Source organism: Streptomyces sp. CA-251387 (assembly GCF_050936625.1).
GTDB lineage: Bacteria > Actinomycetota > Actinomycetes > Streptomycetales > Streptomycetaceae > Streptomyces.
On the sequence record NZ_JBNJMJ010000001.1, the window covers coordinates 7,260,607 to 7,275,717 of the forward strand.

9 protein-coding genes are annotated in these 15,111 nt (G+C 71.8%); 5 read left to right on the forward strand and 4 right to left on the reverse strand.

The genetic code is table 11. The features are described 5' to 3' along the window. Window positions 1-74: 74 nt before the first annotated feature. The 4 genes from ACQEV2_RS32480 to ACQEV2_RS32495 all read right to left on the reverse strand — a co-directional run bounded on the left by ACQEV2_RS32480 (window position 75) and on the right by ACQEV2_RS32495 (window position 5,543). Window positions 75-1,691: an alpha/beta hydrolase gene (locus tag ACQEV2_RS32480; protein WP_433049452.1), complete on the reverse strand. Its 1,617-nt coding sequence runs from the start codon at window positions 1,689-1,691 to the stop codon at window positions 75-77. Window positions 1,692-1,814: 123 nt separating this feature from the next. Further along, entirely contained in the window at window positions 1,815-2,612 is a 798-nt protein-coding gene (locus ACQEV2_RS32485) for a TIGR04222 domain-containing membrane protein (protein ID WP_433049455.1), read from the reverse strand. A 96-nt stretch (window positions 2,613-2,708) separates the two neighbouring features. Continuing rightward, complete coding sequence (locus ACQEV2_RS32490; protein ID WP_433049458.1) at window positions 2,709-3,557, reverse strand: DUF4142 domain-containing protein; 849 nt, start codon at window positions 3,555-3,557, stop codon at window positions 2,709-2,711. 645 nt (window positions 3,558-4,202) lie between these two features. Next, window positions 4,203-5,543 (reverse strand): DUF692 domain-containing protein, encoded by a 1,341-nt coding sequence (locus ACQEV2_RS32495; protein WP_433049461.1) that lies wholly within the window; start codon window positions 5,541-5,543, stop codon window positions 4,203-4,205. Window positions 5,544-6,183: 640 nt separating this feature from the next. Between ACQEV2_RS32495 and ACQEV2_RS32500 the strand changes: the two genes are divergently transcribed. From ACQEV2_RS32500 to ACQEV2_RS32520, 5 genes are all read left to right on the forward strand, one after another. Next, window positions 6,184-9,006 (forward strand): helix-turn-helix transcriptional regulator, encoded by a 2,823-nt coding sequence (locus tag ACQEV2_RS32500; protein ID WP_433049464.1) that lies wholly within the window; start codon window positions 6,184-6,186, stop codon window positions 9,004-9,006. A gap of 387 nt (window positions 9,007-9,393) precedes the next feature. Then, window positions 9,394-10,047, forward strand: a complete 654-nt coding sequence (locus tag ACQEV2_RS32505) for a response regulator transcription factor (RefSeq protein ID WP_031480381.1) — start codon at window positions 9,394-9,396, stop codon at window positions 10,045-10,047. 6 nt (window positions 10,048-10,053) lie between these two features. Continuing rightward, window positions 10,054-11,331: a sensor histidine kinase gene (locus tag ACQEV2_RS32510; RefSeq protein WP_433049468.1), complete on the forward strand. Its 1,278-nt coding sequence runs from the start codon at window positions 10,054-10,056 to the stop codon at window positions 11,329-11,331. A 339-nt stretch (window positions 11,332-11,670) separates the two neighbouring features. Then, complete coding sequence (locus ACQEV2_RS32515) at window positions 11,671-12,612, forward strand: ParB N-terminal domain-containing protein (RefSeq protein ID WP_433049471.1); 942 nt, start codon at window positions 11,671-11,673, stop codon at window positions 12,610-12,612. Window positions 12,613-12,912: 300 nt separating this feature from the next. Continuing rightward, window positions 12,913-15,009, forward strand: coding sequence for an ABC transporter ATP-binding protein (locus ACQEV2_RS32520; RefSeq protein WP_433054931.1), 2,097 nt, complete (start codon window positions 12,913-12,915; stop codon window positions 15,007-15,009). The last annotated feature ends 102 nt before the right edge of the window (window positions 15,010-15,111 follow it).

Here is a 15,111-nt window from a genome sequence, read left to right on the forward strand (position 1 = left end):
CGAAGTTCGTGACACAGCCCGCGCCCCTTCCGGGGCGCGGGCTGTGTGCATGTGCGCCGCGTGGGCACGACCCACTACGGACGGGCCGCCGCTTCATGACGGCGCTTCTGCGGAGCGCTCGGCTTGGGCTCGGGGTGCCCCGCGCACGCCGCCCGCCGCGCGGGGAGGCGGCCCTCCAGCAGGTACGCGTCGATGTGGCCGTTGACGCAGGCGTTCGGGCCGTAGGCGATGCCGTGCGTGCCGGCGTCCCGCTCGGTGACCAGCACCGAGCCCGACAGCCGCCGGTGCATCTCCAGCGCCCCGTCGTACGGCGTGGCGGCATCCCGCTCGGCGGCCAGGATCAGCAGCGGCGGCACCTCACCCGGCCCGGTCCGCACGTCGAGGGGCTCCTGCCGGGGCGCCTGCCAGTAGGCGCACGGCAGGTTCATCCACACGTTGTCCCAGGTCTCGAACGGGGCCACCCGCGCGAGCCGTGTGTTGTCCCGGTCCCAGACCGCCCAGTCCGTCGGCCAGGGCGCGTCGTTGCACTCCACGGCCGTGTAGACCGCGTTGGAGTTCTCCTCCTCGGCCGCCGCCTCCGTCACCGGCGCGGCCAGCTCGACCAGCGGCTTCGGGTTGCCCTTCAGATAGGCCGACAGCGCCTGCGCCCGTGCGGGCCAGTAGTCGTCGTAGTACCCGGCCTGCAGGAACGCCTCCTGCAACTGCTCGGGCCCGACCTTCCCGCCCGCCGGCTTGACGGCCAGCCGCGCCCGCACCTTGTCGTAGTGGCGCAGCACCTCGTCGGCGGTGTCCCCGAGGCCGTAGACGGCGTGGTGCTTGGCGACCCACTCCCGGAAGTCCGCCCACCGCCCCTCGAACGCGGCCGACTGGAGGAGGTTGCTGCGGTACCAGATCTGCGCCGGGTCCGGGTTCACCGCCGAGTCGAACACCATCCGCCGCACGTGCGAGGGGAAGAGGGTCGCGTACAGCGCGCCGAAGTAGGTGCCGTACGACGCCCCCATGAACGTCAGCTTCCGCTCGCCCAGCGCGGCGCGCAGGACGTCCAGGTCTCGGGCGTTGTTGAGGGAGTTGTAGTGCCGCAGCGCGCTGCCGGTGCGCTCGGCGCAGCCGCGCGCGTAGGCCTTGGCCCGGGCGATGCGCTCCCGCTTGTACGCCTCCGAGGGGTGCGTCGGCGCGTCCGAGGGCCCCTTGGCGAGCTGCTTGGGGTCCTGGCAGGACACCGGTGCGGACGGCCGCACTCCGCGCGGGGCGTAGCCGACCAGGTCGTACGCCCCCGCCAGCCGCTTCCAGGCGGGCAGGACGCCGATCATCGGGAAGTGCAGGCCGGAGGCGCCCGGCCCGCCCGGGTTGTAGACCAGGGCGCCCTGGCGGGGCACCCGGCGCTTGCTGTTGTGCGGGTCCTTGTGCGTGGCCTGGACCCGGCTGACGGTGAGTTTGATCTGCCGGCCGTCGGGATGCGCGTAGTCGAGCGGGACGGACACCGTGCCGCACTTCACGTGGCCCGGCAGGTCCAGCTCCTTGGGGCAGCCGGCGAAGGTGATGCCGGCCGCCTTGGCGCGCGCGGCGGCCATCATCACGCCGTACCCCTCGGCCGCGCCCGGGGCCGGGGCCCCGGTGCTGCCGGCCGGGGCGGTGGAGAGGGTGGTCAGGAGCAGCGCTCCGGCGACCGGGTAGAGGGCGGGAACTCTCATCGCGTGTCCCTTCAGTGCACGGCAGCAACAAAAGGGATATTTCGTTTGTCTGTTGACAAAGGCAAGCACCGTCCCGCCGGTGTCGGCGTCAATGCCCCCGATGCGTCACCGGCCGCGGAACCGTCAGTCCCGCCAGGGGGACGCCTCATGGTGCGGCCCGCGGTGTGCGAAGGCCTGGCGCAGCTCCGGCTCGCCGATCGCGCGCACGCCTCGTACGGCGACGGAGGTGAGGTACGTACGGTCGTCCCCGCCCGTCGAGCGCCGCACCAGGGCGCGGAGCAGCCGCTGCCCGGCGGGGGAGGCCCACTGTGCGTACGGGTGGATCTCGACCCGGGCGATGGCGAGACAGCTCAGGGTGAGCACGAAGGGGAGCGCGAACCAGAGGGCGACCAGATGGGCCGGCATGTCCGACTGTGCGGGCGCCAGCAGGGCGACCGCCCCCAGCGCCAGGACCACCGCCGCGGCCAGCCGCACCTGCCGGATCGCGGCCGCGACGCCACTACGCGCCTCGTCGGGCACGGCGAGGCCGGCGCTGACCAGCCGGTCGGCGAGGCTGCCCACCGCGTCGGCGGCGGCCGCGGCGTCCCGCACCGGCTCGATCCGGGACTGGCCCTCCGGCCCGATGGCCCCTATCACCGAGCGCTCCATCTCGTCGCGCCCCCGTGGATCGACGACCGTCGCCCAGCCGGTGTGCGCGAGCAGCAGCCGCCGTTGCCGGGCCATGGAGACAAGGGTCAGGTCGGCGACCCGCCGGGGGCCGCCGGACAGGAACGCCGCCTCGTACAGCGTCAGATCGTGTCCTCGGCCGGTCATCGCCGCTTTCGTGTCGACGGCCGCGGCGTGCACGGCGGCCAGACACAGCCGCGTGCACGCCGTGCCGGCGGCGGCCCAGGCCAGCAGCAGAAGTAGCACCCAGAACATGGCTCCCATTTTGCGGCTAAACCGCCGCTGCTCTCGCGGACTTGGTTGCTCGCCGTAGGGGTTCCTCAATTAATGGTTGCGGTCTTGGGGGGTATTTCAGGATTTGCCGGGATCCTCGAGTGGGCGGCTGGTGGCGGCCGGCGGCAGGGTATAGGTCGGGGTCGGCGTCGGGGACGGCGTCATGGGGATGGCGGGGTCCGGGTCGGTGGTGGGGCCGGGTGGGGCGGGCGAGGGGGTGATCGGGGGAGTGCTGCCGGCGACCATGTCCCTGGCGAGGGCGTCCCAGTCGACGTACCCGGTGGCCTCCAGCACCTTGATGTGGTCCAGCACGGTGGTGTTGGCGTCGTCGGCGAGTTCGCGGACGAGGGAGTTGCGCGTACTGGCCCGTACCTGGGCGACGACGGAGAACACCTTGCCGTGCGCCAGCCGCAGGATGTTGGCGAACTGCCGGTCGTACTCGACGCCTTGGGTCGAGTCCAGGGTCGCCAGCCACTCCTGCTGCTGCTCGGAGGGCTCGTTGGGCAGCTCCAGGTTGAGCCTCGCGGCGACGTCGCGCACCCGCTCGTCCAGGAACGTGTGCCCCTCGATGAGGTGCCGGCCCGCGGTGCGTACGGCCGGCGTGGTGCCCTTCTGCTGCGCCTGCTGACCGGCGGGCAGCTCCCACAGCCCGGCCAGCCGGACCTTCGTGACGAACTCGCGGTCGAGACCGGACAGCGGCCCGTACTCGGTCGAGACGGTCTCGGCGTTGAGCACGTCCAGACCCGTCCCGGACCGGTCGGCGTACGACCAGATCGGGAAGATCATCGCCAGCAGCGTCGCCGTCAGGCCCGTGATGATGAGCCCGGTGCCGCTGAAGATGCCTCGGCCGTTGATGGGGGTCGCGGTCGCATGGTGCCTCCTGTTGCGGCACCGCACGTTAGTGCGCTTCGAGGGTTGGGTTGGCATATTACTTCGGGGTACGCCGGGGTCTACGCCAACTGCCGTACGGGGGCGAATGGTTGCAACGGGGGTCGTTACGGGCGTATGGGGGAGGGGAGGTGGGGGCGTAGAGGGGCAAAGGGGGGCGAAGTGGAGGGCGGTGATCGTGTTATGGGGTGGGGTGTTAACCCCGGCACACTCGGTGGGGGTGGCGGCGCCTAGGAAGGGAGCGGGGGTTGGCGTATGCGGTGTCCGTCGGGCGGTGGGGGCGGACCTGATGTGAGCGGTCCGGTCATCGCGGCGACTCCACTATGCCGCAGCAGTTACGCGTCGCCCGGTCCTGTGCCGCAGCACCCATGCGTCGCCCGGCCCTGCGCCGCAGCACTCACGCGTCCCCCGGTCTCCTCCCGGTTGCCCGCCGCGCGGGAAGCGAGCTGGAAGGGAAGGCCTGCTTGACCGATTCGCGTGCGAGTTCGCGTCGCCCGGTCAGCAGGCATGTGTGCCGTACGAGGGCGGGGAGGCGGAAGGCGTACGAGCCCACCCGTACCGCCGGGGGTGACGGTGCAGGTGTTGTCGCCGGGGAGGGCGCGGTCGCCCGCCGCGTCGCAGCCAGCCTGCTCACACCGCCGCAGCTCGCTCGCCACCGCAGCCTGTTCATCGGTTGCGGCCCGCTCACCGCCGCAGCAGCACCCGGCGCGTGGCCCGGGCCAGTCGCACCCCCGGCCGCCGCGACCGTGGCCTCGGCCCCGACCGCTCCAGCCACCACTCCCGCAACTCCCCGCGCACCCGCTCGTCTTCGAGCCGCCCCTCGGCCAGCAGGTACCCGGCGAAGTCCAGCGCGTCGCGCCGATAGCCGTCTGTCATCGGGTGCCCGTGCGTGTACGCGAGGAAGGCCCGCCGATACCGCTCCCCGAGGATCACCGGCAACTCGGGCGCGACCTTCGCCACGACATCCGCGCGCTTCCCGGCGAGCGCCCGCGCCTGCACCCCGAGCCGCACGCGGTCGAACCCCTCCGGCACGGGCGTCCCGGCGACGAGCGCGGACAGCAGGGCGGCCTGCGCGAGGCCGAGGCGCTGACGAGCGTGCGCGGTACCAGCCGCCGCGGCCTGCTTGTACGCCGGCTCCTGGTCGCCTGCCGTGTCTTGCTGGCGTGTGGTGTCCTGTGCCGAAGAAGCCCCCCGCTCCGCATCCCCCTTCTCCAACGCCCCCCGAATCGCCCCCAACTCCCGCTCCAGCTCCCCCGGTTCCGGGAAGTTCTCGTCCCTCTCCAGCAGCACCCCCGGCGGGGACACGCGGGATGCGAGGTCGGTGAGGATGTCGAGGACCGGCTGGGGGACCGGGTGGGCGTGGCTGTCGTGCCAGACGCCGTCGCGTTCGAAGCCGCCCGCGACGTGGACGTATGCGATGGCCTCAAGGGGGAGGTCGGCGAGCGCCTTGGCCGGGTCCTCGCCGCGGTTGACGTGGTTGGTGTGGAGGTTGGCGACGTCGATGAGGAGGCGTACGCCGGTACGGTCGGCGAGTTCGTACAGGAACTGGCCCTCGGTCATCTCCTCGCCCGGCCAGGAGATGAGCGCGGCGATGTTCTCCACGGCGAGCGGCACGGGCAGCGCGTCCTGGGCGATACGGACGTTCTCGCACAGCACGTCGAGGGCGTCCCGGGTGCGGGGGACCGGCAGGAGATGCCCCGCTTCCAGGCGCGGGGACGCCGTCAGCGGCCCGCCCGCCCGTACGAACGCGATGTGCTCGGTGACCAGCGGCGACCCCAGTGCCTCCACCCGCTCGGCGAGCGCGGCCAGCCTGTCGGCGTCGGGCCGGTCCGCGCCGCCCAGGCCGAGCGAGACACCGTGCGGAATCACGGTCACGCCGCGCCGGCACAGCCGTAGCAGCGACTCGGGAAGGTGCCCGGGACAGACGTTCTCGGCGACGGCCTCGACCCAGTCGATGCCCGGCATGCGCTCCACGGCGTCCGCGATCTCCGGACGCCATCCGATCCCCGTGCCCAGTCGCTGCATCGTCCCCTCCTCGGCCTCTTCGCCTCTTCCGCATCCGCTGTCCCGTCTCCTCGTCTCCTTCGACGTGTCGGACGTTCGGACGTGACGGGGGTATGGCCCCAGGGGCTCGGCCTGAACCCCTGGGCGGGCACCTTCAGAGCAACATTTGAGGTTGGGCCGCCCCCACCCCGCATCGCCGACCGCCTCGCCGACGGCTCTGCCACGTCGTACGCGCGGGGCGCCCGGGATGTTCAAGCGATGCTGACCGAAAGCCGACAGAAAGCGTTCCTTGCGGAGGTCTACACCAGCGTCGGCGGTGCGCCCGGGACGGCGGATCGGCCGCCCGCGGGCGCCTGGGACGGCGAGCGTGCCAGGTCAGATGGATTCCGGCCGCCCGCCGACCGAATGGTCAGTTGATTTTGGCCATCTGAAAACCATGCAACAGGTGCCATTCAATTCGGAATTGAGTGGTCCGTTTGCGGGCTGAATGGCGTGAATTCAGTGTCGTCCCGAAGTCTCTGCATCGAATCGGGCTGGTAGTTGATTTTTCCTTATGGGAGAATCTTCACAGGGGAGGGCGGTCTCGTCCGAAAGGATGCATCTGAGCGGCCGCCTGCACCGCGCGAGAATCAGCCGTCGGGACTGGGGGATAAGTCGGCTCATGAACTTGGTGGAGCGGGACGAGGAACTGTCGGTCATGGAGGGCATGTTCGACGCAGCGATGGCCGGACAGGGCGGCGTGCTGTTGGTGAGCGGCGCGGTCGCGAGCGGGAAGAGCGCGCTGCTGCGTGCCTTCGGGGAGCGGGCGGCTGCCGCCGGAGCGCTGTTGCTGCAGGCCACGGCGTCGGACGCGGAGCGCGACATGCCCCTTGGGGTGATGGGGCAACTGCTGCTCGGAGTCGGGTCGCCCGATGAGGACATGGCCGGTGCATCGCGGTCGCCGGGTGAAGCGGCGATGGCCGGAACGGGGCGGCGGGCGCGGGTGACGCTTCCCGCCGCGGTGGTCACCGAGCAGTGCGGGATTGTCCTGGAAAAGGCAAGGGAAAGGCCCGTGATGGTCATCGTGGACGATGTGCATCACGTAGATCAGGATTCGCTTGAATGCCTTCTCTATCTGGCCCGGAGGCTGAACAGAAACCGCATTCTGATGGTGCTCGCGGAAAGCTTCACCGAGTTATCCGACAACACCCGCTTCCAGGTGGATTTCCTACGCCTTCCGGGCTGCCGGAATATCCGGCTGGGCCCGCTGAGCCGAGGTGGCGTCGCCGACATGGCCGGCGCCTACGGCGGGGAACGGTGGCGGACGCGCCCGCTCGTCACGCACCTGCACCGGACCGGTGGCGGCAACCCCCTGCTGACGAAGGCGCTCCTGGAAGACACCGCCGCGTCGCTCGCCGACGGCGACGAGAGCGGGCTCGACGACTGCGTGCCGGGCGAGGCCTTCGAGCGGGCCGTCACCGCGTGCCTGTACCGCGTCGACCCGGCGCTGCAGCACATCGCCTGGGCGCTCGCCGTCCACGGACCGCAGGCCTCTCCCGCGGAACTGGCCGAAGTCCTTGGCGTCGGCCGCGAGTCGGTGCACCGCGGCCTGACCGCCCTCGGCGCGATGGGGCTGCTCGGCTCCGGCTGGTTCCGGCACGAGGCGGGACGCGCCGCGGTGCTGCACAGCATGGAGCCCGCGCACCGGGCCCGCCTGGAGGCCCGCGTCGCCACGGTGCTGCACGAGCACGGCAGGGCCGCGACCGTGGTCGCACGGCATCTGATGCTCGCGCAGCGCATCGACGACGCATGGGCGCTGCCGACCCTGATCGAGGCGGCCGACCGGGCCCTGACCGACGACGACGTCGCCCTGGCGCTGTCCTGCCTGCGCGCCGCCCGCGACCTCTGCACGGACGAGCGGCAGTCCCTGGACGTCAGGGCCGCGCTGACCCGGGCCGCCTGGCGCGTCAACCCGGCCATCGGCGCCCGCTACCTGCCCGACCTCACGGCCGCCGCCCTCGCGGGCCGCCTCGGACAGCGGCACTCCGCCGAACTGGCCGGACACCTGCTGTGGTTCGGTCAGGTCGACCAGGCACTCGCCGTACTGCACACCGCCGGGCGCGGCGCCGCGGGTGCGGGCCTGCGCCACCGGCTCGACGACATCCGGCTGTGGATGGACCGCACCTACCCGGGACTGCCCCGCACCGACCGGCCCGAGGCGACCGGTGACGTGCTGCGGGCGCCCTCGGCCGCGCGCAGCATCCATGACCGGGTGGCGACCCTGGCCCAGGCGGCGTCCGACCCCAGCAGGGACGACGTCGTGGTGCGGGCCGAACAGATCCTCCAGGGCACCCGCCTCGACGACCACACGGTCCCCATGCTCGTCGCCACCCTGGATTCCCTCGTCCTCGCCGACCACCTCGACGTGGCGGCGTACTGGTGCGAGACGCTGGTCAAAGAGGCCACCGAGCGCGGTGCCCCCATGTGGCAGGCGCGGTTCGCCGCCGTGAAGGCCCGTATAGAGGTGCGGCTGGGCGGGCTTGCCGCCGCCGAGGAGTCCGTGCGCACGGCGAACGCCCTCGTACCCGCCGAAGGCTGGGGCGTCGCCCTCGCGTCGCTCGTCGCCGTCGCCGTGTACGTGAAGACGGCCATGGGCCGGCTCGGCGAGGCGGCCGACCACCTCGGCGTGCCCGTGACCGAGGCGGCGTTCCAGACCCCCGACGGACTGCTCTATCTGTGGGCGCGCGGATGCTACTACCTCGCGGCCGGACGCCCCTACGCGGCGCTCGACGACTTCCGCGCCTGCGGCGACACCATGACCGGCTGGGGCCTGGACCGGCCCGCCCTGGTTCCCTGGCGCACCGACGCCGCCCTCGCCCACCTGGCGCTCGGCGACCGGCGCCGCGCCCGCGCCCTGGCGGAGGAACAGCTCGCGCTGGTCGGGCCCGGAGCCGCATGGACGCGCGGGGTGTCGCTGCGGGTCCTCGCCCGGACCCTCGCCCCCGCGCGCCGGCTGCCGCTGCTGGGGGAGGCCGTGGAGATCCTGCGGGAGACCGGGCACCGGCTCGAACTCGTCCGGGCCACCGACGACTTGTCCCGCACCCACCGCGAGCTCGGTGACGCCGGGCAGGCCCGCGCCCTGGCCCGCAGGGCGCGCCAGCTGGCCGGCGAATGCGGAGTGCCGGCCCCTGAGGCGCCGCCGTCCGACACCGGCACGCCCTCCGACCGGGACGGCACGGGGGCGGCCAGGCCGCGGCGGCACCCTGTCGAGCTCAGCGACGCGGAGCTGAGGGTCGCGACGCTCGCCGCCCGCGGACTGACCAACCGGGAGATCGCCGACAAGCTGTTCATCACGGTGAGCACGGTCGAACAGCATCTGACGCGCGCGTACCGAAAACTGGACGTCCAGCGCCGTACGGACCTGATGGCCAAGATCACCTCCGCGGCCGCGGGCTCCGGTCAGCGCTCGAAACGCCGTCACCGTGCGGCTCGCCACCCGGCGTGACAGCTCCCGGAACACCCGCCGTGACCGGTTCGGGAGCACCGGGCGTGACAGGTCCGGGAAGAGGAGTCCGTCGGTCATCTGCGAGGTCACAACTCTCTGCCGGGCGGGCGTTACGGTCCATTCCGCTCCGGTTGTTCTACGGGGCGGGCGGTCACAGCGCGGTCCGAAAGCGCGCGCGGGTCACAGGAGTCGGTGGCGCACAGAAGTCCGGCGGGGGCGGATGTGCCCTGATCCGGGCCTGTGGAGGGGGAGCTCGCGTCGGTACCCTGCGATCCGGGAGCCGGGGAGAGTCGGGGAAGCAGACTGTGACCGGTGCGTGACGGGGGATCGGGCAGTGTCGTGCGGCGTGATCAGGCGGGCCGCCCGGCCCGGCGCCAGGAGGGGTCGATGAGGGTGCTGGTGGTCGAGGACCACGTCGAACTCGCGCAATCGGTCGCGCGGGTGCTGCGCCGTGAGGGCATGGCGGTGGACGTGGTGTACGACGGCGCGGACGCGCTCGAGCGCACGGCGGTCGTCGAGTACGACGTCGTCGTCCTGGACCGGGATCTGCCCGGCGTGCACGGCGACGAGGTGTGCAGCCGGCTGGCCGACGAGCCCGTCCACGCCAGGGTGCTGATGCTGACCGCGTCCAGCACCATCGCCGACCGCGTCGAGGGCCTCAGCCTCGGCGCGGACGACTACCTGCCCAAGCCCTTCGCGTACGCCGAACTGGTCGCCCGTATCCGCGCGTTGGGCCGCCGCTCGCAGCCGGCCGTGCCGCCGGTGCTGGTCCACGGCGACCTGCGCCTGGACCCGGCGCGACGGATCGCGACGCGTGCCTCGCGGCGGCTCGCGCTCACCCCGAAGGAACTCGCGGTCCTGGAGTACCTGCTCGCCGCCCAGGGGCGGGTGGTGTCGGCGGAGGAGCTGCTGGAACGGGTGTGGGACGAGGCGGCCGACCCCTTCACCACCACCGTCAAGGCGACCATCAACCGGCTGCGTCCCAAGCTCGGCGACCCGCCGTTGATCGAGACCGTCCCCCGGGGCGGCTACCGGATTTGAGGCACGATGCGACTGCCGAAGCCCACGGCGGCGCCGCTCGCCGGCACCGCCCGCCTTCTCGCCGCCACCGTACGCCGTCTGACGCCCCGTAGGGTCCGGATGCGTCTGACGCTGCTGTACGGGGTGCTGTTCGTCGCCTCCGGGGCGGTGCTGCTCGCGATCACCTACCTGCTCGTCATGCGCGCCTCGTCGAACGTCATCCTCGGCAGGGAGGGCGGCGACGTGTCCCGCCTGACCCGCGACCCGGGCTCCGGTCCCTCCCTCGGCCTGACCGACGGCACCCCGATCGGCCCGGACCTCGGCATGGGCGACCTGCGGGAACACGCCTACCGCCAGCACCAGCAGGGCCTGGAGAACCTGCTGGCGCAGGGCGGCATCGCCCTAGCCATCATGGCGGTGATCTCGATCGTGCTCGGCTGGCTGGTCGCCGGGCGGGTCCTGCGGCCGCTGCGCACGATGACCGGCACCATCCGCCGTATCTCCGCACGCAACGTGCACGAGCGCCTCGCCGTCGCCGGGCCCGCCGACGAGCTGAAGGACCTCGCTGACACCGTCGACGGACTCCTCGGGCGCCTGGAGGTCGCTCTGGACTCCCACCGGCGCTTCGTCGCCAACGCCGCGCACGAACTGCGCACGCCGCTCACCCTGGAGCATGCGCTGGTGGAGGAGTCGCTCATGGACCGCGACGCCACCGTGGAGTCGTACCGCTCCAACATGGAGCGGCTGCTGGCGATCAGTCAGCAGCAGGCGCGTCTGCTCGAGTCGCTTCTCACCCTGTCCAGCAGTGAGCGCGGCCTGGACCGCCGTGACGCGGTCGACCTCGCCGACGCCGCCGAGCAGGCGGTCGGCATCCCGCGCCCGGAGGCCGGCCGGCGCGACCTCGACCTGGAGATCAGGACGGCGCCCGCCCCCGTCGCGGGCGACGCCGCGCTCGTGGAGCGGCTGGTGGCCAACCTCGTCGACAACGCCGTGGACTACAACGTGCCCGGCGGACGCGTGGAGATCACCACGGCCACGCGGGGCGGGCATGCGGTCGTGACCGTCTCCAACACGGGACCCGAGATCCCGCCGGACCAGGTGGAGCGGCTCTTCGAGCCCTTCCAGCGGCTCGGCCGCACCGCCGACGAACGCCATCACGGGCTGGGCCTGTCCATCGTGCGCACCATCGCCACCGCCCACGACGCCCAGCTCACCGCCCGCGCGCGGCCGGGCGGCGGACTCGTCGTCGAAGTCGCCTTCCCGCTGCGGAAGGACGCCGCGGTCCCCGCACTCACCCGGGTGTGACGACGACCGGACGGGAATGACCACATAGGGGCTACCGCCCCATAGGGGTTACCCGGCAGGAATGACCCCGTAGGGGTGCCTAGGGGTGTCCAAGCCCGGAAAGTCGTTGTTAAGGTCATCGTGTTCGGCCATCGGGAGACGCGCCAAGACCTCTTTTCGGCCGGATAACAAGACCGGGGAAGTGGCAATGGGCACCAGCAGGTTTTAAGGACTCGGCGAAACGTTCCACTACGGGAGCGGTGTGAGCCCACGCGCGTCCGCACACGCGCGTGCGGCGGGACCGAGTCACTAGGGGGAATTGAGTTGGCGATACCTGGGCACCCGCGCCTCGATCGACTCATGGTCGTCGAAGTCGAGATCAGCTCTTTGTCGACGGCCGACTCGCCGAGGCTCTCCGGAGCCGATCAGGAACACGTGGAAGCCTTGGCAGCGGTGCAGACACCGCTGCCCCCGATCACCGTGCACCGCCCGACGATGCGCATCATCGACGGACTGCACCGGGTACGTGCCGCGCAGCTGCGCGGCCAGAGCAAGATCGCCGCCAGGTTCTTCGACGGCGACGCGGCTGACGCCTTCGTACTGGCCGTGGAGTCCAACATCGCCCACGGGCTGCCGCTGACGACCGCGGACCGCAAGCGCGCCGCCGGCCGGATCATCGGCACGCATCCGCAGTGGTCGGACCGCATGATCGCCTCGGTCACCGGCATCGCGCCGGGGACCGTGGCCGAGATACGCCGGCAGCAGCAGAACGGTGAGGCGGGGCGGACGAGCAGGATCGGCCAGGACGGCCGGGTTCGCCCGGTCAGCGGCGCCGAGGGCCGCAGGCTGGCCAGCGAGATCATCGCCGAGAACCCGAGCCTGTCACTGCGGCAGGTGGCCCGGGCCGCCCGTATCTCGCCCGAGACGGTCCGTGACGTCCGCAACCGCATGATGCGCGGAGAGGACCCGCAGCCGCAGGGCCGAAGGCGGACGCAGCACACGGAGGGCGCGAACCGTGGGCCCCTCGGCCCCGTCGGCGTGGCCACCCGCGCCTCGGCCCAGGACCGGGCCGCGCTCGTGGAGCGGCTGAAAGCGGATCCGGCGCTGCGGTTCAGCGAGACCGGGCGCACCCTGCTGCGGCTGCTGAACCTCCACACCCTCGACACGGAGGAATGGGAGAGGATCGCCGACCGGGTCCCGCCGCACTGCGGCGTGGTCGTCGCCCACCTCGCCAAGGAATCCGCCGAGATGTGGGCGGAGTTCGCGGTACGGGTGCAGCGGAAGGTCGCCGAGACGGCTTAGCGCGCCACAGGGTGTCCAACCGGCCAATTCGCCCGGTCGGACAGCCGGGCCGTGCGGGAGAATCCATCGCGGCCCGGCCCTGACCCCTTTCCGGAGAATCACTAAACCCGGGGATTTCCGAGCCCCCGGGAATTCCGGCATGCCTTCTTTCTCTGTCTCCGTGGCGGTTCTGATTGCCTACGGGCGGGCCTGTTCGGCGTAAAACCAGAACGGTAGTGTCCTCGGTACGTGTGAAGCCGATGGAATTACGTGATCCCAGGAGGTTTCCGTCGCGTGTTAATCAGCCAAGGTCCTGGTGGAATTACCGTCGGAGACCCGAATTCGTCCGACATCAAGAACAAGAGGGAGTCCCTGCGGCCCGGCACTGTGCGCCGCGCACTCACCTATCTGCGCCCGCACCGCCGCTCCTTGCTGTTCCTGCTGCTCACCACCGTGGTCGACTCGCTCGTCATCGTGGCCACGCCGCTGCTGCTCAAGGAGATCGTCGACAAGGGAATCCTCAAGGACGACCTGGGGCTGGTCACGGCCCTGGCGCTCACCGCCGCCGGACTCGCCGTGGTCGACGCGGTGATGCAGCTCGGGCAGAGCTATTTCTCCGGCCGCATCGGCCAGGGAGTCAGCCACGATCTGCGCGTCCAGACCTTCACCCACGTCCAGCGTCAGCCCATGGCGTTCTTCACCCGCACCCAGACGGGCCTGCTCACCAGCAGGCTCAACGCGGACGTCATGCTGGCCCAGCAGGCCCTCGGCCTGCTGCTGACCTCGGCGACCGGTGTGCTGACCGTGCTCCTGGTCCTCGCCGAGATGTTCTACCTGTCCTGGCTCATCACCCTGATCGCCGTGGCACTCCTGCCGCTGTTCGCCGTGCCGGGCATCTACGTCGGCCGGCGCCTGCAGCGCTACTCCAGGGAACAGATGCAGTCCAACGCCGAGTTGGCCGGCGTCGTCCAGGAGCGGTTCAACGTCAGCGGCGCGATGCTCGCCAAGCTGTACGGCCGCCCGCGGGCGGAGGCCGCCGCCTTCTCGGCACGGGCCGGCAAGGTGCGCGACGTCGGCGTGAAGTGGACCGTGTTCAGCAGGCTGTCCTTCATCTCCATGGGCCTGCTCGCCGCGCTCGCGACGGCGCTGGTGTACGGGGCCGGCGGCGCCCTCGTCCTGGACGACGTGTTCCAGATCGGCACCCTCGTCGCCCTCGCCGTACTCCTCGGCCGGCTGTACGGCCCCATCACCCAGCTGTCGGGCATGCAGGCGAACGCCCTGACCGCGCTGGTCAGCTTCGACCGCCTCTTCGAACTGCTCGACCTCAAGCCGCTCATCGAGGAGAAGCCCGGCGCGACCGCCCTGCCGCCGCCGGGGACCGGCCCCGCCCCGCGTATCGAGTTCGACCGGGTGTCCTTCCGCTACCCGCCCGCGAGCGAGGTGTCCCTGGCGTCGCTGGAGGCCGGCGCGCAGTCCCCGGGGGAGCGTTCGAAGGCGGGTCCGCAGGTGCTGCACGAGCTGTCCTTCGAGCTGCCGTCCGGCCGGCTCACCGCTCTCGTCGGCCCGTCGGGCGGCGGCAAGACGACGATCACGCATCTGGTGTCCCGCCTCTACGACCCCACTTCGGGCACCGTCCGCATGGACGGCCACGACCTGCGGGACGTCACCCTCGACTCGCTGCGCGACACCGTCGGAGTGGTCACCCAGGACGCGCACTTCTACCACGACACCATCCGCGCGAACCTGTCGTACGCCCGGCCCGACGCCACCGAACGGGACCTCATGCAGGCCTGTGACGCGGCGCAGATAGGGGAGTTGATCCGCTCGCTGCCCAGCGGCCTCGACACCGTCGTCGGCGACCGCGGCTACCGTCTCTCGGGCGGTGAGAAACAACGGCTCGCCCTGGCCAGGCTCATGCTCAAGGCACCCTCCGTCGTCATCCTGGACGAGGCCACCGCCCATCTGGACTCCGAGTCGGAGGCGGCCGTCCAGCGGGCGCTGACCACCGCGCTGCGCGACCGAACCTCCCTGGTCATCGCGCACCGCCTGTCCACCATCCGTGAGGCCGACCAGATCCTCGTCATCGACGGGGGCCGGGTGCGCGAACGCGGCACGCACGACGAGCTCCTGGCGGCCGGGGAACTGTACGCGGACCTCTACCGCACCCAGTTCGACCGGCCGGGTGCCGGTGCCAACGGGGCGGGGCCGGTGGCGGCGAACGAGGGCTCGGAAGGGCGCCACGGGGTTCGCGGGCGGCCGCAGGTCATGACCCTGGGGGACGGGCCCGTGCTGGGCGGCGGTCCGATGCTCGGCACGGGGCCGATGCCCGGGGCCGACGGACTCGTGCTCGGTGGCGGCATGCCACCGGGAGGCGGCGAGTACAAGGTGCGCCGCCGGGGTGAGCCGGACGAGACCTAGCGCTCCGCTGCGTGGGCCGCGAGGCGGCGTTGGAAGTGCCGCGATGTGCCCGTCTTGCGGCTGCGGCTCCGTCGTGGCTGGTCGCGCAGTTCCCCGCGCCCC

Coding starts and splice junctions, on each gene's coding strand:
- ACQEV2_RS32515 (WP_433049471.1), top strand. CDS start 11,671: ATGGTCGTCGAAGTCGAGATCAGCTCTTTGTCGACGGCCGACTCGCCG.
- ACQEV2_RS32480 (WP_433049452.1), bottom strand. CDS start 1,691: ATGAGAGTTCCCGCCCTCTACCCGGTCGCCGGAGCGCTGCTCCTGACC.
- ACQEV2_RS32505 (WP_031480381.1), top strand. CDS start 9,394: ATGAGGGTGCTGGTGGTCGAGGACCACGTCGAACTCGCGCAATCGGTC.
- ACQEV2_RS32510 (WP_433049468.1), top strand. CDS start 10,054: ATGCGACTGCCGAAGCCCACGGCGGCGCCGCTCGCCGGCACCGCCCGC.
- ACQEV2_RS32500 (WP_433049464.1), top strand. CDS start 6,184: ATGAACTTGGTGGAGCGGGACGAGGAACTGTCGGTCATGGAGGGCATG.
- ACQEV2_RS32485 (WP_433049455.1), bottom strand. CDS start 2,612: ATGTTCTGGGTGCTACTTCTGCTGCTGGCCTGGGCCGCCGCCGGCACG.
- ACQEV2_RS32495 (WP_433049461.1), bottom strand. CDS start 5,543: ATGCAGCGACTGGGCACGGGGATCGGATGGCGTCCGGAGATCGCGGAC.
- ACQEV2_RS32490 (WP_433049458.1), bottom strand. CDS start 3,557: ATGCCAACCCAACCCTCGAAGCGCACTAACGTGCGGTGCCGCAACAGG.